The 22,040-nt window shown below is 62.9% G+C and carries 16 protein-coding genes; 4 read left to right on the top strand and 12 right to left on the bottom strand.

The window, feature by feature from the left end:
• Nucleotides 1–30: 30 nt before the first annotated feature.
• From MKZ91_RS24265 to MKZ91_RS24255, 3 genes are all read right to left on the bottom strand, one after another.
• Complete coding sequence (locus tag MKZ91_RS24265) at nucleotides 31–978, bottom strand: lysylphosphatidylglycerol synthase transmembrane domain-containing protein (protein WP_336173586.1); 948 nt, start codon at nucleotides 976–978, stop codon at nucleotides 31–33.
• A 396-nt stretch (nucleotides 979–1,374) separates the two neighbouring features.
• Complete coding sequence (locus tag MKZ91_RS24260; protein ID WP_336173585.1) at nucleotides 1,375–2,766, bottom strand: M20/M25/M40 family metallo-hydrolase; 1,392 nt, start codon at nucleotides 2,764–2,766, stop codon at nucleotides 1,375–1,377.
• Between the two features lie 207 nt (nucleotides 2,767–2,973).
• Nucleotides 2,974–3,417, bottom strand: a complete 444-nt coding sequence (locus tag MKZ91_RS24255) for a MarR family winged helix-turn-helix transcriptional regulator (RefSeq protein ID WP_336173584.1) — start codon at nucleotides 3,415–3,417, stop codon at nucleotides 2,974–2,976.
• 834 nt (nucleotides 3,418–4,251) lie between these two features.
• Here MKZ91_RS24255 and polA point away from each other — a divergent pair.
• Nucleotides 4,252–7,260 carry a DNA polymerase I gene (polA, locus tag MKZ91_RS24250; protein ID WP_336173583.1) on the top strand — a complete coding sequence of 1,003 codons (3,009 nt, stop codon included), beginning with the start codon at nucleotides 4,252–4,254 and terminating at the stop codon, nucleotides 7,258–7,260.
• A gap of 237 nt (nucleotides 7,261–7,497) precedes the next feature.
• Complete coding sequence (purU, locus tag MKZ91_RS24245; protein ID WP_336173582.1) at nucleotides 7,498–8,352, top strand: formyltetrahydrofolate deformylase; 855 nt, start codon at nucleotides 7,498–7,500, stop codon at nucleotides 8,350–8,352.
• A gap of 54 nt (nucleotides 8,353–8,406) precedes the next feature.
• Here the strand turns inward: purU and MKZ91_RS24240 are convergent, their stop codons facing one another.
• The 9 genes from MKZ91_RS24240 to MKZ91_RS24200 all read right to left on the bottom strand — a co-directional run bounded on the left by MKZ91_RS24240 (nucleotide 8,407) and on the right by MKZ91_RS24200 (nucleotide 20,180).
• The gene (locus tag MKZ91_RS24240) at nucleotides 8,407–9,051 is read right to left on the bottom strand and encodes a TetR family transcriptional regulator (protein WP_336173581.1); all 645 of its coding nucleotides are present in this window, start codon (nucleotides 9,049–9,051) and stop codon (nucleotides 8,407–8,409) included.
• 55 nt (nucleotides 9,052–9,106) lie between these two features.
• Complete coding sequence (locus MKZ91_RS24235) at nucleotides 9,107–12,247, bottom strand: efflux RND transporter permease subunit (RefSeq protein WP_336173580.1); 3,141 nt, start codon at nucleotides 12,245–12,247, stop codon at nucleotides 9,107–9,109.
• Between the two features lie 9 nt (nucleotides 12,248–12,256).
• Nucleotides 12,257–13,477 carry an efflux RND transporter periplasmic adaptor subunit gene (locus tag MKZ91_RS24230; RefSeq protein ID WP_336173579.1) on the bottom strand — a complete coding sequence of 407 codons (1,221 nt, stop codon included), beginning with the start codon at nucleotides 13,475–13,477 and terminating at the stop codon, nucleotides 12,257–12,259.
• Between the two features lie 256 nt (nucleotides 13,478–13,733).
• Nucleotides 13,734–14,735 carry an ABC transporter ATP-binding protein gene (locus MKZ91_RS24225; protein ID WP_336173578.1) on the bottom strand — a complete coding sequence of 334 codons (1,002 nt, stop codon included), beginning with the start codon at nucleotides 14,733–14,735 and terminating at the stop codon, nucleotides 13,734–13,736.
• 13 nt (nucleotides 14,736–14,748) lie between these two features.
• Entirely contained in the window at nucleotides 14,749–15,813 is a 1,065-nt protein-coding gene (locus MKZ91_RS24220; RefSeq protein ID WP_336173577.1) for a Gfo/Idh/MocA family protein, read from the bottom strand.
• Complete coding sequence (locus MKZ91_RS24215) at nucleotides 15,810–16,649, bottom strand: carbohydrate ABC transporter permease (RefSeq protein ID WP_336173576.1); 840 nt, start codon at nucleotides 16,647–16,649, stop codon at nucleotides 15,810–15,812. Before MKZ91_RS24215 ends, MKZ91_RS24220 begins: the two co-directional genes overlap by 4 nt.
• Nucleotides 16,650–16,660: 11 nt before the next feature.
• Nucleotides 16,661–17,611 (bottom strand): carbohydrate ABC transporter permease, encoded by a 951-nt coding sequence (locus MKZ91_RS24210; RefSeq protein WP_336173647.1) that lies wholly within the window; start codon nucleotides 17,609–17,611, stop codon nucleotides 16,661–16,663.
• Nucleotides 17,612–17,967: 356 nt separating this feature from the next.
• Nucleotides 17,968–19,227 (bottom strand): ABC transporter substrate-binding protein, encoded by a 1,260-nt coding sequence (locus tag MKZ91_RS24205; protein WP_336173575.1) that lies wholly within the window; start codon nucleotides 19,225–19,227, stop codon nucleotides 17,968–17,970.
• Between the two features lie 56 nt (nucleotides 19,228–19,283).
• A complete protein-coding gene (locus tag MKZ91_RS24200) occupies nucleotides 19,284–20,180 on the bottom strand; it encodes an N-acetylmuramic acid 6-phosphate etherase (protein ID WP_336173574.1) in 897 nt (298 codons plus the stop codon).
• Nucleotides 20,181–20,379: 199 nt separating this feature from the next.
• Between MKZ91_RS24200 and MKZ91_RS24195 the strand changes: the two genes are divergently transcribed.
• Both MKZ91_RS24195 and MKZ91_RS24190 read left to right on the top strand, forming a co-directional pair.
• The gene (locus MKZ91_RS24195) at nucleotides 20,380–21,264 is read left to right on the top strand and encodes an N-acetylglucosamine kinase (RefSeq protein WP_336173573.1); all 885 of its coding nucleotides are present in this window, start codon (nucleotides 20,380–20,382) and stop codon (nucleotides 21,262–21,264) included.
• Nucleotides 21,261–22,025: a GntR family transcriptional regulator gene (locus MKZ91_RS24190; RefSeq protein ID WP_034804855.1), complete on the top strand. Its 765-nt coding sequence runs from the start codon at nucleotides 21,261–21,263 to the stop codon at nucleotides 22,023–22,025. Before MKZ91_RS24195 ends, MKZ91_RS24190 begins: the two co-directional genes overlap by 4 nt.
• Nucleotides 22,026–22,040: the final 15 nt, after the last annotated feature.

Raw genomic sequence — 22,040 nt, 5'->3', positions numbered from 1 at the left:
ACCCGCCGATGTGCATCAGTTTCGCCCCGGTCATGCCCCGGGATCGTGGCGCTGTGCCACGAAACGCGCGCGCTCGAAGACCAGGATCACCACCAGCGCCAGCACGAAGGGAATGACGAGGTAGAGCAGCCGGAAGATGGCAAGGGCAGCGAGAACGTCGGCGGGGTCCATTTCCGGCAGCGCTGCTATGAAGATCAGTTCGAGCACGCCGAGCCCACCCGGAGCGTGCGAGAGCAGCGCGGCCGAGAACGACGCGAGGAAGATCCCGAGAATGACGATATAGCCCGGGTTTCCGGCTTCCGGTAGCGCGAAGTAGATGATGCCGGCGGCGCCGATCAGTTCGACCGGTGCGATCACCAGCTGGCGGAATACGATCTTCGGTTTCGGATAGTGAAGCTGGAACCAGCGCGTGCGGAACGATGGCAGTCCGACGAGGCTGCCGATGACGTAAAGGCCGATGACAACAAGGATCAGCACGCCCGTCGTCAGCGACATTTCCACCGGCAGGAACTCGGCGAAACGTTCGATGATGTCGGGCCTGACCAGAAGCACGATCGCCGAAAGCATCAGGGTGCCGAGCGTGAAGGTGAACGAGCAGAAGGCGACGAGCACGCCGACTTCGCCTGGCGACAACCCCTTGGAGCGATAGGCGCGGTAGCGCACGACCGCGCCGGAGAACACCGAGGCGCCGAGATTGTGCGACAGCGCGTAGGTCGTGAACGAGCAGAGCGTGATGAACCAGATCGAGATGCGATGGCCGAGATGGTCGAGCGCCAACCGGTCATATGCGGCAAGTGCGGCATAGGCGACCAGTGTCGAACCGATCGCCAAAAGCCAGCTCTTGAGCGAGATCGCGTTGAAGCTCGCGAGGAATTCGTCGAGCGAGAGGCCGCGAAGCTCGTGGTAGAGCGCATTCACCGAAAACAGGATCGCCAGCAGTCCGACGACGGGCCAGAAATATGCGCGCAGCCTGTTCATGCCGGCGTCGCGATGGTCTTGAAGCAGAGAGGAAGGCGGTCGTTGGGCGCTCTTGTCGCGGTCGTCGCATCAAGGCTCCGATCGGACATGTCCTGTTTGCGGTGCTGTTTTGTAATAACTTTACGCCCGCAGCGCGCAGCTTCGGTCCTTACCCTTGCCAACGATCCACATTCCCTTTGTGATTTGTTTCACAAAAAGGAAGCACCTGAGACCCCGCAGGTCAAGGATTGACGGCCAACCGATGAGGGAGAAACGACCGGGAAACGGTAAAGCGTGAACCTGGGATCGCGTGAAGGAGAAGCGTGTCGGCATCTTCGCCGCTACGCGTCCGGCCGCAGTCGTCTGCGCCGCTTGAAACAGCCGCGGCGGAGGTCTCCCGCCGCGGCCCTGCCGGCCTTAGGCGGCCAGCGCGTCGAGGATCCGGATCCAGGAGCGGATGCCCTTGTGATAGGACTGCAGTTCGTACTTTTCGTTCGGCGAATGGATACGGTCGTCAGAGAGGCCGAAGCCGACGAGCAGCGATTCCATGCCCAGCATCTTCTGGAAATCGCCAACGATCGGGATCGAGCCACCCATGCCGATGATGACGGCAGGCTTCGGCCATTCGTCGGAAAGCGCTGTCTTTGCGGTGTTGAGCAGGCTCGATTCATAGGGCAGGTGAATGGCCGGCGAACCACCATGGGCATGGAATTCGACCGAGCAATCTGCCGGCACCTTGGAGCGGACATAGGCGCGGAACGCCTCGCGGATCTTTTCCGGGTTCTGGTTGCCGACAAGGCGGAAAGAGACCTTTGCCGAGGCTTCGGCCGCGATCACCGTCTTGAAGCCTTCGCCGGTGTAGCCGCCGGTAATGCCGTTGACCTCGGCCGTCGGGCGGGCCCAGGTCAGCTCCAGCACCGAGCGGTTCTTTTCGCCCGACGGGATCGACAGGCCGATTTCGCCGAGGAATTTCTCGGCTGTCTGGCCGAGTGTCTCCCACCCGGCCTTGATCTGGGCCGGCGTCTCCTCGACGCCCTCGTAGAAGCCGGGCAGCGTCACGCGGCTGTCTTCGTCGTGAAGGCCAGCGAGAATGGTCGTGAGAATCCGGATCGGGTTGGCGGCAGCGCCACCGAAGTAGCCCGAATGCAGATCGCGGTCGGCCGCCTTGATGATGACTTCCTCGCCGACGAGACCACGCAGGCCGGCGGAGATGGCGGGGGTGTCCCGGTCCCACATGCTGGTATCGCAGACCAGCGCATAGTCGGCCTTGAGTTCAGCGGCATTGGCCTCGAGGAAGGGCTTCAGCGATGGCGAGCCGGATTCCTCTTCGCCTTCGAACAGAATGGTGATGCGGCAGGGCAGGGCGCCATGCACGTCCTTGTAGGCACGCACGGCCTCGACGAAGGTCAACAGCTGGCCCTTGTCGTCGGCGGTACCGCGCCCGGTGATGACCTTGCGGCCGGGCTCGATTTCCTTGATGCCGGGCTCGAACGGATCCGTATCCCAGAGATTGAGCGGGTCGACGGGCTGGACGTCATAGTGGCCGTAGAACAGCACATGCGGCGCATCCGGCTTTGCGCCGTCGTGATGGGCAACGACCATCGGATGGCCGGGCGTGTCACGCACCGCGGCGGTGAAGCCGAGTGCGCTGAGCTCTGCCACCAGCCATTCGGCCGCCTTGCGGCAATCCGCCTTGAAGGCCGGATCGGTCGAGATCGACTTGATCCGGACGAGGTCGAAAAGCCGGTCGAGGCTCTTTGGCAGGTTGGCGTCTGCGCGTTCAAGTACAGGGGTGATATCTGCCATCATGCATATCCTTGGCTTCAGGTTTTGCCGGAACCTACTGCAAGACGCGGCAAACCGAAATCGATTTGCGCGCAAAATCCTGCGACGGGCTCCACGGCGACACATGCACGTCACATGTGCCGGCTCGCTCGGCGCAATCGCTCTGGTTTAGTGCCTGAGCCGGCCGACCTTAAGCCAATTCTTTTGATGGAACGATCAGGGCAGGAGATCTCAGGCGCGTCCGTCGCCGCGCGCCGCGCTGGCAAGCGCCATGCGCATGTATTCGAGCATCAGTTCGCGTTCGAAGTTCCTGAGGCCTGCGAGCAGAGACTGATCGGCTGCAAGCGCCGCCTCCTTGGCAGCTGCCTCCATCTCCTTGGCTTTCTCGGTGAGGAAGATCTGTTGCGAGCGCTTGTCCTGCGGGTGTTTGCGGCGAACAATCAGCCCGTCGCGCTCCATGCGCGCAAGCGTATTGGCCATCGTCGCCTGTTCGATATCCAGCCGATCGAGCAGCTGCTTCTGCGTCAGACCTTCTTCGGTCCAAAGTTCCAGCAGTATGGGAAACTGACCGGGCGCGAAGCCAAGCTTCTGGCCGCGCTCGTGCAGGGCGCGGGAAAAGCTCTTGGCCAGCAGGCTGGCCAGGTAGGTCGCAGATTCCATACGATTGAAGGCCATGCCTATCGGTACGCCCGAACCGCCATGAACACAAGTTACAATGCAGGCGATGAACCTTGGGGATGTGGGACTCACCCGGATGTGAGTGGACTTGATCACGGGGCGGGCCGGACAGCAAAAAACCGCCACGTCGCGGAGGCGGCGCCGTGGCGGTTTCTTGAAAACGGGACAAAGGCCCGGAGAGGGGGATAAGGCCTTTGTCCTCATCTGGTGCGGGCGGGGGACAGGCCAATCACCAGAAGACGGCATCACTCGGTGCCGTTGACTAAGATTTGAGGAGTCAAATGTGGCTTTTCAAGGATAGCCGGTCAGAATCGCGCATTACAAATACGTAAAGTTTGCGTGAAAGCCGGGCCCGTCTCAGATCTCACCCGAGCGCCGGTTCCGCAAGGCAAAAAAAGACCTCGACGAAGCCGACCGCGAACGCAATCGGCAGGGCTGATTTCGCGAGTTCGCCGGCCGTCCGATCCGGCGTGTTGCACATGACGACAATGAAGCCCGCGAAGACCAAGGCGCGTGCGATCCTGTGCTCGATGTTTTGCCAGAGCGGAGAGGACGAGCCATCCGCTCGCCTGAAATGGGCCTCGAGGCCGGCCAGGGCAAGCCGATAGAAAGGCGTAAAGACTGTCTTGATGATGACGAGGAATGCCGGTTCGGCCGGCAGCCAGGAAACGAGGAAGCAGAAGCCGGCAAAGCCTGAACCAAGAGGATAAAGCTGCAGGCGTCGCGCATGACCTGCAGCATATAGGCCTCTGCGGTGACAAGTGGAGATTGTAGTGCTCGGCGGGAAAACCGCAATGGACCTTTCGCTTGCCCCGCGCTATCCATTTGCCCATGAAAAACGGTGATCATCTCTTCCTCGTCGACGGCTCCGGATTCATCTTCCGGGCGTTCCACGCCATCCCGCCGCTCAACCGCAAATCCGATGGCCTGCCGGTCAACGCGGTATCGGGTTTCTGCAACATGTTGTGGAAGCTGCTCACCGATGCGCGCGACACTTCTGTGGGCGTCACCCCGACGCATTTCGCCGTCATCTTCGACTATTCGTCGAAGACCTTTCGCAACGCGCTCTATGACCAGTACAAGGCCAACCGCACGGCGCCGCCGGAAGATCTCATCCCGCAATTCGGCCTGATCCGCCATGCCACGCGCGCCTTCAACCTGCCCTGCATCGAGAAGGAAGGTTATGAGGCCGACGATCTGATCGCCACCTATGCACGGCTGGCCGAGGCGGCCGGCGCCGGTGTCACCATCGTCTCCTCCGACAAGGACCTGATGCAGCTCGTCACCACCAACGTATCGATGTACGACAGCATGAAGGACAAGCAGATCTCGATCCCCGAAGTGATCGAGAAATGGGGTGTGCCGCCGGAAAAGATGATCGACCTCCAGGCGATGACCGGCGATTCCACCGACAACGTTCCCGGCATTCCCGGCATCGGCCCGAAGACCGCGGCGCAGCTGCTGGAAGAGTACGGCGACCTTGAGACGCTGCTGGCCCGTGCCGGCGAGATCAAGCAGGCCAAGCGCCGCGAAAACATCATCGCCAATGCCGATCTCGCGCGCCTGTCGCGCCAGCTCGTCGAGCTGAAGACCGATACGCCGCTCGATGTTCCGCTCGAAGAGCTGAGCCTGGAGCCGCAGAACGGACCGAAGCTGATCGCCTTCCTGAAGGCGATGGAATTCACGACGCTCACCCGCCGTGTCGCAGCGGCGACCGGCACGGACGCTGACGCCGTCGAAGCCGCCAGCGTACCGGTGGAATGGGGTGCTGACGCGCGTGGTCCGGACCTCGACAAGGGGGATGCTGCGCCGGCCGTCAGCGAAGCCTCGTCCGTAAAGGCGGTCGCCCGTGGCGACGCGGCCGAAGCCGCCGCTGTCCTGTCGCGGGCGAAAGAACCGGATGCGGCAGATGCCACGCCTCAGGCGCTGGCCGCGGCGCGCGCGGACATCTTCGCCAAGGCCCCGATCGATCACAGCAGCTATGTCGCGATCCGAGACATCGCCACGCTCGACCAGTGGATCTCGGCGGCGCGCGAGGCAGGCGTTGTCGGCTTCGATACGGAAACGAACTCTCTCGACGCCATGCAGGCCGATCTCGTCGGCTTCTCGCTGGCGATCGCCGATCACAAGACTGACCCGACCGGCGCCTCGATCCGGGCAGCCTACGTGCCGCTGATCCACAAGACCGGTGTCGGCGATCTGCTCGGCGGTGGGCTCGCGGAAAACCAGATCCCGGTCGCGGAAGCCTTGAGCCGGCTGAAGCGGCTGCTCGAGGATCCGTCGGTGCTCAAGGTCGCGCAGAACCTGAAATACGATTACCTCGTGATGAAGCGCCACGGCGTCACTGTCGAAAGCTTCGACGATACGATGCTGATGTCCTATGTGGTTGACGCCGGCAACAACTCGCACGGCATGGACTCGCTGTCGGAGCGCTGGCTGAACCACAAGCCGATCGCCTACAAGGACATCACCGGCAGCGGCAAGTCGTCGGTGACCTTCGACTATGTCGATATCGACCGGGCGACGGCCTATGCGGCCGAGGATGCGGATGTAACGCTGCGCCTCTGGCACGTATTGAAGGCGCGGCTGGTCGCCAAGGGGTTGACGCGCGTCTATGAGCGGCTGGAGCGGCCGCTGGTTGCCGTGCTCGCGCGCATGGAGGATCGCGGCATCACCATCGACCGGCAGATCCTGTCGCGGCTTTCGGGCGAGCTCGCGCAAGGGGCCGCCGCGCTCGAGGACGAAATCTACAAGCTCTCCGGCGAGACCTTCACGATCGGATCGCCGAAGCAGCTGGGCGATATCCTGTTCGGCAAGATGGGTTTTGCCGGCGGTTCCAAGACCAAGACCGGGCAATGGTCGACCTCGGCACAGGTGCTCGAAGACCTTGCCGCCGAAGGCCATGAACTGCCGCGCAAGATCGTCGACTGGCGGCAGCTCACCAAGCTGAAATCCACCTATACGGATGCGCTTCCGGGTTTCGTTCACCCGCAGACCAAGCGCGTGCACACGTCCTATGCGCTCGCCGCCACCACGACCGGGCGCCTGTCGTCTTCGGATCCGAACCTGCAAAACATTCCGGTGCGCACCGCCGAGGGCCGCAAGATCCGCACGGCCTTTGTCGCCACGCCGGGCCACAAGCTGCTTTCTGCCGACTACAGCCAAATCGAACTGCGCGTGCTCGCCCATGTCGCCGACATTCCGCAGCTTCGCCAGGCCTTTGCCGACGGCGTCGACATTCACGCGATGACCGCGTCGGAAATGTTCGGCGTGCCGGTCGAGGGCATGCCGGGCGAAATCCGTCGCCGTGCCAAGGCAATCAACTTCGGCATCATCTACGGCATCTCCGCCTTCGGTCTCGCCAACCAGCTGTCGATCGAGCGGTCGGAAGCGGGCGATTACATCAAGCGCTACTTCGAGCGCTTCCCGGGCATTCGCGACTACATGGAAGGCACCAAGGCGTTTGCCCGCGAGCACGGCTATGTCGAAACCATCTTCGGCCGTCGCGCGCACTATCCCGATATCCGCTCGTCGATCCCCTCGCACCGCGCCTTCAACGAGCGCGCCGCGATCAACGCGCCGATCCAGGGCTCGGCCGCCGACATCATCCGTCGCGCCATGGTGAAGATGGAGCCGGCGCTCACCGACGCGAAGCTTTCGGCCCGCATGCTCCTGCAGGTCCATGACGAACTGATCTTCGAGGTCGAGGACGCCGAGGTCGAAAAGACCATTCCGATCGTCGTCTCGGTTATGGAGAACGCCGCCATGCCGGCGCTCGACATGAAGGTGCCTTTGAAGGTCGACGCGCGCGCCGCGACCAACTGGGACGAGGCGCACTAGACGAGCTACGATTTCATGGATTTCGTGAGGGAAACCTCTCAGAAAACCTCGCAAATCCGATGCGGTGATTCTTGCAACGCCCGAGAGGACGACGCTCCCTCGGGCGCCTTTGCGTCAGGATGATAGAAAGCAGGCGCGGTTACGGCCGGAACGATTGCGGCCACGCTTAACTCCCCTTAGGCAACGATCGGGAGGGGGACAGATCTCCGTCCGCAACGGCTGCAATCGGAGGAGATCATGGCGCCGAAGACCTTTATCCTTGTGCTTTCCTGCGACGACAAGCCCGGCATTGTCGCAGCCGTTACTACCGAACTCGCCACGCTTGGTGCCAACATCGCCGAGAGCAACCAGTTCTGGGACACCAGGACCAACAGCTTCTTCATGCGCATCGCCTTTCAGGTCGAGGCGAGCGTTCAGGAGGGTGATATCGAGCGGGCGCTCCGCCCGGCCGTCGAGCGTTTCCAGATGCGCACCACGCTTGCGGACGCGGCGGTGAAGCCGAAGATCCTCGTTCTCGTCTCCCGGTTCGACCACGCGCTCCTGCACCTCCTCTACCAGATCCGTGTCGGCTGGCTGAACGCCGAGGTCGTCGCCATCGTCTCCAACCATGAGGATAGCTGGCGCACCGCAGAGGCCGAAGGGCTCGCCTACCACTGTTGGCCGGTCTCGAAGGACAACAAGGCCGAACAGGAGGAAAAGCTTCTCGGATTGGTTCACGAGACGGGCGCCGATCTGGTCATCCTCGCCCGCTACATGCAGGTCTTTTCGGACAAGCTGTCGAAACGCCTCTATGGCAAGGCGATCAACATCCATCATTCCTTCCTGCCGAGCTTCAAGGGCGCCAAGCCCTACCACCAGGCGCATGAGCGCGGGGTGAAGCTGATCGGCGCGACAGCCCATTACGTTACGCCCGACCTCGACGAGGGTCCGATCATCGAGCAGGAGACCGAACGCGTCAGCCATGCACTGACGGCCGAGGATTTCGTTGCCACCGGGCGTGATATCGAAAGCCGCGTGCTGGCGCGCGCAGTCAAGCTGCACCTCGAGCGGCGCGTCATGCTCAACGGTCACAAGACGGTCGTTTTCAGTTGAGGGTGGTTGGTCTGGCAGCCATCGGCCGGGCCCCGCAAGGCGCCGGCCCATTCGCTAGGGGTGTGCCGCGGCTGCCACCGGTGTGACGGTCGGCGCGTGTAGGCTCGCAAAAAACCGTCTCAAGCCATCGCGTCCTTCGACCTTCAGGTCGAAACGGCGGCCGAAGAGCAGCCACTCCGTACAGAGCCCGAGCATCATCCAGTGCAGTGCTCGCGTTGCCGACGCCGGCGTCCAGCTGCCGTGCATCTGTCCCTTGGCGAGCGCCCGCGAGAAGGCGAGTTCGAGCAGGACATTGTGGCGTTCGTCCAGCTCCTTTTGCCGGGTCAGAACCTCGCTCAGTTCGCCGTCGTAATTGGTGCGCAGCATGATCGTGAGAATGCGCTGGCGCTGCTCGTCGGCGGCCAGAACATCGAGCCAGTCGCCCATGGCGCTTTCGAGGATGGAGAGCGTGTCGGCCGCTTCCGCTTCGATCTCGCGGGCGACCATGTCTTCCTGCGGCAGGGGCACGGCGTCGTGCAGGGCCAGGAAAAGGTCGGTCTTGTTGGCGAAGTGCCAGTAGATGGCGCCACGCGTCACGCCCGCGGCCTTGGCGATTTCCTCGAGCGTCGTGTTGGAGACGCCCTTTTCGTAGAAGACCCGCTCGGCGGCGCAAAGAATCTTCTGCCGGGTTGCTTCTGCATCGGCCTTGGTTCGGCGCATTCCTTCCTCCTCATGCGACGGCCCGCCTGCATCAGGCGGGCCGTCCAATTTCATCTTACTCGGCTGGCGTCGCGTTTTCTGCGGCTGTCGGTGTGTTTTCCACCTTCTTGCGACCGAAGATCTTCGTGACGAAGACGAAGAACACCGGAACGAAGAAGATGGCGAGCACCGTTGCCGAGATCATCCCGCCCATGACGCCGGTACCGATGGCGCGCTGGCTGCCGGAGCTGGCACCGGTGGCGATCGCCAGCGGCAGAACGCCGAGCGTAAAGGCCAGCGACGTCATCAGGATCGGCCGGAAGCGCAGGTGTGCGGCCTCCAGCGTCGCCTCGACCAGCGACTTGCCCTGCTCGCGCAGTTCCTTGGCAAATTCGATGATCAGGATCGCGTTCTTCGCGGAAAGGCCGATGATCGCGATCAGGCCGACCTTGAAGTACACGTCGTTCGGCATGTCGCGCATCATCACGGCGAGAACCGATCCAATGACGCCGAGCGGCACCACCATGATCACCGCCACCGGGATCGACCAGCTCTCGTAGAGGGCGGCCAGGCACAGGAACACCAGAAGGCACGACAGCGCAATCAAAAGCGGTGCCTGGGTGCCGGACTGGATTTCCTGCAGCGACTGGCCGGTCCACTCGTAGCCGAAGCCCGCGGGCAGCTGGCCCGCCAGACGCTGCATCTCGGCAATCGCGTCACCGGAGGAATAGCCGTGCGCCGCTTCGCCGCTGATGCGGACCGATGGGTAGCCGTTGTAGCCGATCGTCTGCGTCGACGCCTTCACCCACTCAACGGTCGCGAAGGCCGACAGCGGCACCATGCCGCCATTGGCGTTGCGGACGTTGAGGTTGAGGAGATCGGCGGTCTGCATGCGCTGACCCTCGTCCGCCTGCACCGTCACGCGCTGCATGCGCCCGGCATTCGGGAAGTCGTTGACGTAGGACGAGCCGAGGTTGGTCGAGATCGTCGAGTTGATGTCGGCGAAGGTCACACCGAAGGTGTTGGCCTTCTCGCGGTCGATGGTGACGCTGACCTGGGCCGCGTCCGGCATGCCCTCGAAGCGGACGCCCGTGAGCACCTTGCTTTCGGCGGCCATGCCGAGCAGCTGGTCGCGGGCCTGCGACAGCGCCGCTTCGCCGAGACCGCCGCGGTCCTGCAGGCGGAACGAGAAGCCGCCGGTGGTGCCGAGGCCCTGGATCGCCGGCGGCGACAGCGCAAAGCTGATCGCATCCTTGATCTGGCTCATCGCCATCGTCGCCCGCATGGCGATCGACTGGGCCGCGTTGTCGGCGTCGCGTTCCTTCCAGTCCTTCAGCGTCACGAAGGCGAGCGCTGCGTTCTGGCCGGTGCCGAAGAAGGAGAAGCCGTTGATCGCGATGATGCGTTCGACCGCCGGTTCCTGGCCGAAGATCTTCTCGGTCTGTTCAACCACTTCGGTCGTGCGGTTGCCGGTCGCTTCCGAAGGAAGCTGCATCATGACGATGACATAGCCCTGGTCTTCGTCCGGAAGGAACGACGACGGCAGCTTCATGAACAGCCAGCCGAGGCCGGCCAGAACCGCCAGGTAGACGATCATGTAGCGGCCCGACCGGTTGACGAGACCCTTCACCATGCCGCTATAGCCGTGCGAAGTCCGGTCGAAGGTCCGGTTGAACCAGCCGAAGAAGCCGCGCTTGGCGTGATGGTGGCCCTTCGGCACCTGTTTCAGGAAGCTGGCGCAAAGTGCTGGTGTCAGCGACAGCGCGAGCAGCGCCGAGAACAGGATCGACACGACCATCGTCAACGAGAACTGGCGATAGATCACGCCGACCGCACCCGGGAAGAAGGCCATCGGGATAAACACCGAAGCAAGCACCAGCGTGATGCCGATGACGGCGCCGGTGATCTGCTTCATTGCCTTTCGCGTGGCTTCCTTCGGCGTGAGCCCTTCCTCGGACATGATGCGCTCGACGTTCTCGACGACGATGATCGCGTCGTCGACGAGAATGCCGATCGCCAGCACCATGCCGAACATGGTGAGCACGTTGATCGAGAAGCCCATCGCCAGCATGACGGCGCAGGTGCCGAGCAAGGCAACGGGAACCACGAGCGTCGGGATGATGGTGTAGCGGATGTTCTGCAGGAACAGGAACATCACGATGAACACCAGTGCGACGGCCTCGACGAGGGTCGAAAGAACCTTCTCGATCGAAACCGCGACGAACGGCGAGGTGTCGTAGGGGATCGAATATTCGAGGCCCTGCGGGAAGAACTTCGACAGTTCGTCCATGCGTTCCTTGATCGCCGCCGAGGTCGACATGGCGTTGCCGCTCGGCGAGAGCTGGACGGCGATGGCCGCGGACGGCTTGCCGTTCAGTCGCGTCGAGAAGGCGTAGCTTTCGCCACCGATCTCGATGCGGGCGACGTCGCGCAGGCGAACGGAGGAACCATCAGGATTGGCGCGAAGAACGATGGCGCCGAACTCCGCAGCACTCTCGAGCTGGCCCTTGACGACGACAGGCGCACTGATCTGCTGGGTGATCGGGTTCGGCTGCGCGCCGATCGAGCCGGAAGCGATCTGGGCGTTTTGCGCCGTGATCGCGTTCGTCACGTCCGCCGCGGTCAGGTTCAGACCCAGCATCTTGTCCGGATCGAGCCAGACGCGCATCGAGCGTTCGGTGGCAAACAGCTGCGCGCGGCCGACGCCGGGCACACGCTGGACTTCGCTGAGCACGTTGCGGCTCAAGTAGTCGCCGAGACCGATCGCGTCCATCGAGCCGTCGGTCGAGGTCAACGCGATGATCAGCAGGAAGCCGGAGCCGGCTTCGTCAACCTGGACACCTTGGCGCTTGACGGAATCGGGCAGGCGCGGCTCGACGCGGCGAACACGGTTCTGGATGTCGACGGCGGCCTGGCCCGGATCGGTGCCGGGGGCGAAGGTGGCGCTGATTTCGACCGAGCCGGAGGCGCTCGACGTCGATTCGAAATAGAGCAGGCCTTCGACGCCGTTGAGTTCGTCTTCGATCAGTCGCGTGACGCTCTGATAGGTGTCCTGCGACGAGGCGCCAGGATAGCTCGTGTTGATGGAGATCTGCGGTGGTGCGACATCAGGATATTGCGAGACCGGCAGAAGCGGGATCGCAATGATGCCGGCAACCATGATGAAGATCGCCACCACCCAGGCAAAAATAGGCCTGTCGATGAAAAAACTGGGCATCAATCAAACTCACTTTGTGGCTTCGGCAGGCTTCTCGTCGGCGGATGCCGTCTTCTGAGCCGCTTCGGCAGTCGGCTTGCCGTTCGGGTCCCAGTCGGTCGGCTCGACCGGTGCGCCGGGGCCGATCTTCTGGAAGCCTTCGACGATCACTTTCTCGTCGGCCTTGAGGCCGGAGGTGACCTGCCAGCGCGTACCGACCGTGCGGCCGAGCGTGACATTGCGGAACTCGACCTTCTTGTCGGCGGTCACGACATAGACCTGCGACTGGCCGGCATTGTTGCGCTGCACGGCCTGCTGCGGAACGGTGATCGCGTCCTTCTCGACGCCCTGCTGAACCAGGACACGCACATACATGCCCGGTAGCAGGTCGTTGTCGGGGTTCGGGAACTCGCCGCGCAGCGTCACCTGGCCGGTCGTCGCGTCGACGGCGGCTTCGGAAAAGAGCAGCTTGCCCTTATGCTCGTAGGCCGTGCCGTCGTCGAGCAGGAGCTGGACCTCGGCCTCCTCGTCGCCGCTCATCGACTTGCCTTCCTCCAGCGCCTTGCGCAGTCGGATGAGGTCGGTCGCCGACTGGGTGAAATCGGCATAGAGCGGATCGAGCTGCTGGATCGTCGCGAGATTTTCCGAGCTGTTGGCGCTGACGAGCGCGCCTTCGGTGATCAGCGCACGGCCGATGCGGCCGCTGATCGGTGCCGTCACGTCGGCATATTGCAGGTCGAGCTTGGCGGCCGCGAGCCCGGCCTGGGCAATGGCGACGTCGGCGTCGGCAGCGGCAAGCAGCGCGGACGCATCGTCGAACTGCTGCGCGGCAACCACGTTCGCCTTCTTCAGCTGCTCCTGACGGTCCGCCTTCTGCTGCGCCTGCTGACGCACGGACTGCGCGCGCCGCAGTGTCGCCTCGGCCTTTTCGACCTGCACGCGGAAGGGTGCGGGGTCGATGCGATAGAGCACGTCGCCTTCATTGACCTTGGAGCCCTGCTGGAAGACCCGTTCGACGACGATACCGGAGACGCGCGGGCGCACTTCCGCGACGCGTGTCGCGGTGATGCGGCCGGGCAGCTCGTTGGTGATCGGCAGCGTTTCGGCCTTGGTCGTGAAGACGGCGACGGCGGACGGTGGGAATGCGGCAGCGGCCGGCTGTGCTTCCTCTTTCTGGCAGCCGGAAAGAAGAATCACAGTTGCCAAGGCAGCGGCCAGTGTCGGTCGGTTCATGCGCATAGCGATGTCCATATTCGGTGGCCGCAGGCAGCCGATGCATCGTGCAAGGGGCTCGTGCGGTCCGGAAGTGAAGGGGAGCGGAACCGGCATCAGGTTCGGCAGATACCGGAAAGCTAATATACAAACACAAATGTATGTTAAATTTCTTTGCAGCGCAACAGCATGATGCGGTGCGCGGAATCAAAAAATAGTTCAGCCGCCACAGAGGGTTAGGCCCATGGCGGCTGAATTTCACAGAGCTGTGATGGGGCGAACGCCCGTAAATGGCTCAGGCGAGAATGCGATCGTCGGCGCCGAAACGATGCATCGCACCGACTGTCGGCGTCGCATAGACGATGTCATCGGGTGCGTAGCGATGTTCGCCGAAGAGGCGGACCGTAATGGTCCCTACCTGCTCGGAATCGATATAGACGATGGTGTCGGCGCCCAGATGCTCGACGTGAACCACCTTGCCCTTCCAGTGGCCGCTCTCGCGCGAAAGCGCCATATGCTCCGGCCGGATGCCGATGGTCTTGGCGCTGCTATCGCCGAGACGCGCACCGTCGATGAAGTTCATCTGCGGCGAGCCGATAAAGCCGGCAACGAAGACGTTGGCGGGCCGGTTGTAGAGGTCCATCGGCGAGCCGATCTGCTCGATTTTTCCGGCGTTCAGGACGACGATCTTGTCGGCGAGCGTCATCGCCTCCACCTGATCGTGGGTCACGTAGATCATCGTCGCCTTCAGGCTGCGGTGCAGCCTTGCGATCTCCAGGCGCGTGTTGACGCGCAGCGCCGCATCGAGGTTCGAAAGCGGCTCGTCGAACAGGAAGAGCTTCGGTTCGCGTACGATGGCGCGGCCGATCGCCACGCGCTGGCGTTGGCCGCCGGACAGTTCGGCCGGGCGACGGGCGAGGTAAGCACCGAGCGACAGCATGTTGGCCGCCTTGCTGACCTTGTCCTCGATCTCCGCCTTCGGCGCGCCCGCCTGCTTGAGGCCGAGTCCCATATTGTCCTTCACTGTCAGGTGCGGATAGAGCGCATAGGACTGGAACACCATGGCGATGCCGCGCTTGGCGGGCGCCACGTGGCCGACTTCCGTACCGTCGATCTGCACGCTGCCGGAGGTCGCGTCCTCGAGGCCGGCGATGGTGCGCAGCAAGGTCGACTTGCCGCAGCCGGAGGGGCCGACGAAGATGACGAATTCGCCATCCTTCACCTCGAGGTCGATGCCCTTCAGAACCTCATGGTTGCCATAGGCCTTGCGGATGGATTTGAGTTGAAGCGATCCCACCTGGTTGCCCCCTTTAGAGTTTGACTGGTCTGCCGGTGCGCACGCTTTCGTCTGCGGCAAGGCAGATGCGGAGCGACTGGACGGCATCGTTCATGTGACGGTCGAGATTGATGTCTTCGCGGATGGCCTTCAGCACATAGGCCTGCTCGCGGTCGCAGAGTTCCTGGTGGCCGGGCTCGCCGTCCATCTTCAAGTCCTCGTCGGCCTTGAGGAAACGGCCGTTCGGGCCGGTCTCGGCGCTGTGCAGACGGATCACCGCGGTCTTGGTGTGCATGTCGATGTCGTCGGACTTGGCGTTCTGGTCCATGACGATCGAGACCGAGCCATTCGGCGACATCACGTCCTTCACGAAGAAGGCGGTTTCCGAGATCATCGGCCCCCAGCCGGCTTCGTACCAGCCGGCAGAACCGTCCTCGAAGATCACCTGCAGGTGGCCGTAATTGTACATGTCCGGCGCGATCTCATTGGAGAGGCGCAGGCCCATGCCACGCACTTCCACGGGCTTCGCGTCGGTGATCTGGCACATGACGTCGACATAGTGCACGCCGCAATCGACGATCGGCGAGGTCGTCTTCATCAGCGACTTGTGCGTCTCCCAGGTCGGTCCGCTCGACTGCTGGTTCAGGTTCATGCGGAAGACATAGGGACCGCCGAGCTTGCGGGCTTCGGCGATCAGCCGGATCCACGAGGGATGGTGGCGCAGGATATAGCCGATCACCAGCTTGCGGCCGTGCTTTTTCGCTGCCGCAACCACCCGCTCGGCGTCGGCAACTGTGGTTGCAAGCGGCTTCTCGACGAAAACGTCGGCGCCGGCTTCAAACGCCAAGACCGCAAAGTCGGCGTGGCTGTCCGAATAGGTACAGATCGAGCAGAGATCCGGCTTCAGTTCGGCAAGCGCCGTTTTGAAATCTGGATGGATCGTGTAGCCACTCAGTTCTTCCGGCAGCGGCACCTTCGAGCGGTTGACGAGGCCGACGATCTCGAAGCCGGGGTTGTTGTGATAGGCGAGCGCATGGCTGCGCCCCATGTTGCCGAGCCCTGCGACGAGGACTCGGACGGGTTTGCTGCTTGCACTCACTTGACTGCTCCTGCCGTGATGCCGCGGATCAGCTGCCGCGAGAAGATGACATAGAGGACGAGGACCGGAAGGATGGCGAGCGAGAGTGCCGCCAGCACCGCGTTCCAGTTGGTGACGAACTGGCCGATGAAGATCTGCGAGCCGAGGGTCACGGTCTTCGTCGCTTCGGCCGGTGCGAGGATCAGCGGGAACCAGAGGTCGTTCCAGATCGGGATCATGGTGAAGACGGCGACCGTCGCCATGGCCGGCCGGACCAGCGGCAGCACCAGGCGGAAGAAGATCGAGTATTCCGACAGCCCGTCGATGCGCCCGGCATTCTTCAGGTCATCCGAAACCGTTCGCATGAACTCCGAGAGAATGAAGATCGCCAGCGGCAATCCTTGCGCCGTATAGACCAGGATCAGCGCCGTCAGGGTGTTGACCAGGTTGGCGGCGACCATGCCCTGGAGAATGGCGACGGTGCCGAGCCGGATCGGGATCATGATGCCGATCGCCAGATATAGGCCCATCAGCGTGTTGCCGCGGAAACGGTATTCCGACAGCGCGAAGGCGGCCATTGCCCCGAAGAGCAGCACCAGGGCGATCGAGACGATCGTGACGATGAAGCTGTTCTGGAAATAGGTGGCGAAGTCACCCTGGCCGAGAACGGTCTCATAGCCGATCAGGCTGAAGGTCTGTGGCGTCGGGATCGTCAGCGGCGCCCGGAAGATCGCGTTGCGATCCTTGAACGAGTTGATGATCGTCAGGAACACCGGGAACAGCGAGATGAGCGTGTAGGCGATCAACGCCACATGCACGAAGCCGGTGCGGAGAATGGAATCGCGTGCTTTCGACATTTCCGGTCTCCTCAGAACTGGTAGCGGCGCATGCGGCGCTGGATGATGAAGAGGTAGAGCGAGACGCCGGCGAGGATGATGAGGAACATCACCGTGGCGATCGTCGCGCCCATGGAACGGTCACCGAGCTGGAGCTGGAAACCGAAGAAGGTGCGGTAGAGCAGCGTGCCGAGAATGTCGGTCGAGCCGTCGGGGCCGGCAAGCGCACCCTGCACCGTGTAGACGAGGTCGAAGGCGTTGAAGTTGCCGACGAAGGTCAGGATCGAGATGATGCCGATCGCCGGCAGGATCAGCGGCAGCTTGATCTTCCAGAACTGGCTCCAGCCGGTGACGCCGTCGCATTCGGCCGCCTCGATCACCTCATCGGGAATGTTGAGTAGCGCGGCATAGATCAGCATCATCGGGATGCCGACATATTGCCAGACCGAGATCAGCGACACGGCGATGAGGGCCGAGCCCGGCTTTCCGAGCCAGGGCGCAAACAGTGATTTCAGGCCGACGAGATCGAGCATCCAGGGCGACACGCCCCAGATCGGCGACAGGATCAGCTTCCAGATGAAGCCGACGATCACGAAGGAAAGCAGCGTCGGCAGGAAGATCGCCGTGCGGTAGAAGGTGACGAAGCGCAGCTTCGGGATCGACAGCATCGCGGCGAGCGCCACCCCAATCGGGTTCTGCACGCACATATGGATGATGAAGAAGATGACGTTGTTCTTCAGTGCGTTCCAGAAGTCGTGGGACCAGCGTTCGTCACCGAACAGCGTCTGGAAATTGGCAAGGCCAACGAAGGTCGACTGGCCGTCGACGGTGTTGAACAGCGAGAGCCGGAGCGTTTCGATCAAAGGCAGGATCATGACCGCCGAATAGATCAGGAAGGCCGGCAGCAGGAAGACGAGGATGTGCCAGCGTTTCGGCCGCCTTGCGGTCGGCTGTCCGTCTTTTACTGAAAGAGCGTCACTCATTGGTCCATCCGTTTCTAAGAGACCGGTTCCCCAGACAATCACGATGTCGATCACGATGCGCACCGACGTCACACGGCCGGTCTTGCCGTATGTCATCTGCCCCTCGAGGGCTCCTGACGAAGGTTAAGTCTATCGCGTTCTTTTGCAAACGACTGCGTCGGTGGCCTCCCACTCTGGGAGGCCGATGACGCTTCGGCTGGGGGAGTGCCTCATCCGGCATGTCGCCCCGCCCGGTCCCTACCGCATCCTCGCAACCATATGATCCGAGGCGCTCCTTGCGCGTCCAGGACGTGCAGTGGCGTAGGGCCGACCCTCCCCTCATCGAGGGGAGGGAACCTGTTGCGCTTACGTCCGTCTTACTTCGCCGGCTTGTACCAGCCGTCGAGGCCCTTCTGCAGCTTTTCGGCGGCAACCTCAGGCGTATCCGTGCCGTTGATGACGTTGGCCGATTCGACCCAGGTCTCGTTTTCGAGGTTCGGCGTGCCGCGCGACAGGATCTGGTAGGTCGAGCGGATCGTCGGCTTGCACTTTTCGCGCCAGGAGACGAATTCCTGGGCGAGCGGATCGGCCATCTTCACCGCGGTCGAATTCAGGCTGAAGAAGCCCGGCAGCGCGTTGGCGTAGATCTCGGCGAATTCCGGCGAAGCGATCCAGGTCAGGAGCTTCTTGGCTTCTTCCGCATGGGCGCTCTTGGCGTTGAGGCCGACGCCGATGTCGTTGTGGTCGGAGATGTAGCAGGCGTCACCGGCGTTCTTTACCGGCGGCGGGAACGCGCCCATCTTGAACTGGGCCTGGGTGTTGAACAGGCCGATTTCCCACGAGCCGGCCGGGTAGATCGCAGCGCGGCCGAGCGTGAAGAGGTTCTGGCTGTCCGGATAGGTCTGGGCTTCGAAGCCGTCGCCGAGGTAGTCCTTCCACTTGGCAAGGACGCGGTAGGGCTCGACCCACGCTTCGTCGGTCAGTTTCTCTTCGCCCTTGATCAACTTGGCGCGGCCTTCTTCACCCTTCCAGTAGGTCGGGCCGATGTTCTGGTAGCCCATGGTGGCGGCTTCCCAGAGGTCCTTGGTGCCCATCGCCATCGGGATGTAGTTGCCGTCGGCCTTGATCTTGTCGAGGGCCGCGAAGAATTCGGCTTCCGTCGTCGGGATCTGGATGCCGAGCTGGTCGAAGGCGTCCTTGTTGTAGATGAAGCCGTGGATGACCGAGGCCATCGGCACGCAGAAGGTCGCAGCACCGTCGTCCGTCGTCCAGGCGGACTTGGCGACCGGCGAGAAGTTTTCCATGCCCGGCAGCGCCGTCAGGTCGGCGAGGTGCTTCTTGTTGTAGAGTTCGAGCGAGGCGTCGAACGGGCGGCAGGTGATGAGGTCGCCTGCGGAGCCAGCGTCGAGCTTGGCGTTGAGTGCTGCGTTGTATTCGGTCGGAGCGGTCGGGGCGAACTTGACCTTGATGCCCGGGTTCTTCGCTTCGAAGGCCGGGATCAGCTTTTCCTGCCAGATGGCGAGGTCGTCGTTGCGCCAGCTTTCGATCGTCAGCGTCACGTCCTCGGCGTGCGCGAGACCGGCCGTGCCAAGAATGCTCGAAGCGAGCAGCAGGCCTTTGATTGTGGTACGGGTCATGCAGGTTCTCCCTTTTTATAGGCGCCGCTTCGGCGCAGTTTGGATCCCGGAAATGTTCAGGCCGAGACGATGTCGATCGCCCGGCGCAGATTCTGCTTGGCGTCTTTGAGTGCGGCCTCCGCCGTTGCAACGTCCTTCGCGCCCGAAGCGAGAAGGATCGCGACCTTGACCGAGCCTGAGGCCGTGGTGATCAGTCGGCCGGCTTCGGCCGCGCTGATGCCGGTAATGTCGGTGACGATGCGGATGGCGCGGCCCTGCAGTTTGATGTTGTCGGCGCGCAGGTTGACCATGTGGCCGTCGAGCACGTGGCCGAGATGGATGCCGACCAGTGTCGAGAACATGTTGAAGGCGATCTTCTGCGCGGTGCCGGCACCCATGCGGGTCGAGCCGGAGATCACTTCCGGCGGCGTCTGCAGCAGGATCGAAACATCGGCGTCCCTGAAGAGTGCAGCACCCGGATTGTTGGCGACGGCGATCACCTTGGCGCCGCGCTTGCGCGCCTCGTCGGCGGCGGCAAGAGCATAAGGTGTGGAGCCGCTTGCGGAAACGGAAACGAGACAGTCGCCTGCGCCGATACCCGCCTTGCGCACGTCCTCGCGGGCAAGGTCGATGTCGTCTTCATAGCCGCCGGCGAGATCGCTGAGGCTGGCAGCACCACCGGCGAGCAGGATGGCGATCTGATCCTGGGCTATACCGTACGTGCCGGGAAGTTCGAGCGCATCGGCCATCGCCATCAGTCCGGAGCTGCCGGCACCCGCATAGGCGAGACGCCCGCCGGACGAAAGGCTTTCCGCCGCGATGGAGGCGGCTGCAGAAATGGACTCGATGGCGCCGTCGACGGCCCTGGCGGCGGCCTGCTGGCCGGCTGCGAGCAGTCGCAGCGCCAGTGCTGGATGCATAAGATCCAGGCCCTTGGCGTTGTCGTGACGCTCTTCGGTCTTTGCTGACGGCATGGGGCGTGTCTCCTCTCGGTTGAAATTAATGCCAAAAAAATACCAATTGTCCAGCGGAATTTAACTTTCACCGCTCGAAAAACCTGATCATCTAAATTAGCGCTGAAATTTCAATGGATTGCGATGAAATCGAAACTGCAGATGGATTCGGACTTGGTTATTGGTATTTTTTTGGTATCTTTAGTGGGCGGAGGTGCTCATGACATATTACCTGATAGGAATCGATGGCGGCGGAACGAGCTGTCGCGCGGCTGTGGCGTCAGTGGATGGGCACATTCTCGGGCGCGGCAAGGCCGGTGCAGCCAACATTCTGACGGATCCGGAGACCGCGCTCGCCAATATCAGCGAAGCCAGTCGCGCCGCTTTTGAGGAGGCCGGCCTCGATCCTGAGGGCATCGCATCCGCAAAGGCGATTGTCGGCGTCGCCGGCCACAATGTCGGTGACGCCGTTCACTACGTAAAGCGCCGCCTGCCGTTTGCGGTCGCGGATATCGAGTCCGATGGCCTGATTGCGTTTCAGGGCGCACTCGGCAATCAGGATGGCGCGGTCGCCATCCTTGGTACCGGCACCATCTATATCCTGCGCCAGGGTGAAACGGTCAGCTATGTCGGCGGCTGGGGCTTTACGATCGGCGATCATGGCAGCGGCGCCCGCATCGGCCACGCGCTGCTGCAGGAAAGCCTGCTCGCCTTCGACAATATCCGCGAAGGCTCCCCCGTCACCGCCTCCGTCATGGCCGAGTTCAACGATGATCCGCGCGATGTCGTCGACTTCGCGCGTCTCGCCAAGCCCGGCGAGTTCGGTCGCTACGCGCCACGCGTTTTCGAAGGGGCGTCCAATGGCGATCCGGTTGCCGTGCGCATCCTGAAGGCGGCCGCCGCTACCGTGGACGAGGCACTGGATGTTGTGGTTGCCAGGGGAGCCGAGAGGCTCTGCCTGCTCGGGGGGCTCGCGCCGCTCTATCGCCCTTGGCTCGCCGACCGGCACCAGGCGCTTGTCGTCGAGGCGGAAGCAGACGCGTTGACCGGCGCGGTTGCGCTCGCGGCACAACGCTTCGGCGCGCAGGCGAGGACAGGCGCATGACGCACCAGCTCGCATCCATCCTGCCGCTTGAGGGCCTCCAGTCCGGTGGTTCGGGCCCGCTCTACCTGAAGCTTCGGCAATCGCTCGAAGACGCGATCCAGTCAGGCAAGCTCAACCATGGCGACGCCCTGCCACCCGAGCGCGATCTGGCCGACTACGCCAATATCAGCCGCGTCACCGTGCGCAAGGCAGTGGACGATCTGGTGCGCGATGGTCTGCTGGTTCGCCGCCACGGCTCCGGTACCTTCGTCGTCAAGCCGGTCTCCAAGGTGCAGCAGTCGCTGTCGCGGCTGACCTCGTTTACCGAAGACATGGCGCGCCGTGGCCTCAACACCCATGCGCGCTGGCTCGAGCGTGGCCTGTTCCATCCTTCACCGGATGAAATGATGGCGCTCGGCCTGCCGGCTGATGCACTGGTTGCCCGCCTTGGCCGCCTGCGTATCGCCGACGACATGCCGCTTGCCATCGAACGCGCCAGCATTTCGGCGGAATTCCTGCCGGACCCGCAGGCGGTCACCTCGTCGCTTTATACCGCGCTCGACAAGACTCGGTCCCGTCCGGTTCGCGCCGTCCAGCGCATCTCGGCCTGCAACATCAAGGACCCGGATGCCTCGATGCTCGGCGTCGCCGTCGGCTCGGCCGGCCTTTCCATCGAACGCGTCTCCTATCTCGCATCGGGCCGCGTCGTCGAATTCACCCGCTCGCTCTACCGGGGCGACGCCTATGACTTTGTCGCGGAACTGACGCTGTCGGAATCCTGACCGACGGAACCGCCA

The organism is Ensifer sp. MJa1, from assembly GCF_037026475.1.
In the GTDB taxonomy this organism is placed as follows: domain Bacteria; phylum Pseudomonadota; class Alphaproteobacteria; order Rhizobiales; family Rhizobiaceae; genus Ensifer.
This window is presented reverse-complemented; position numbering and strand designations above follow the sequence as displayed.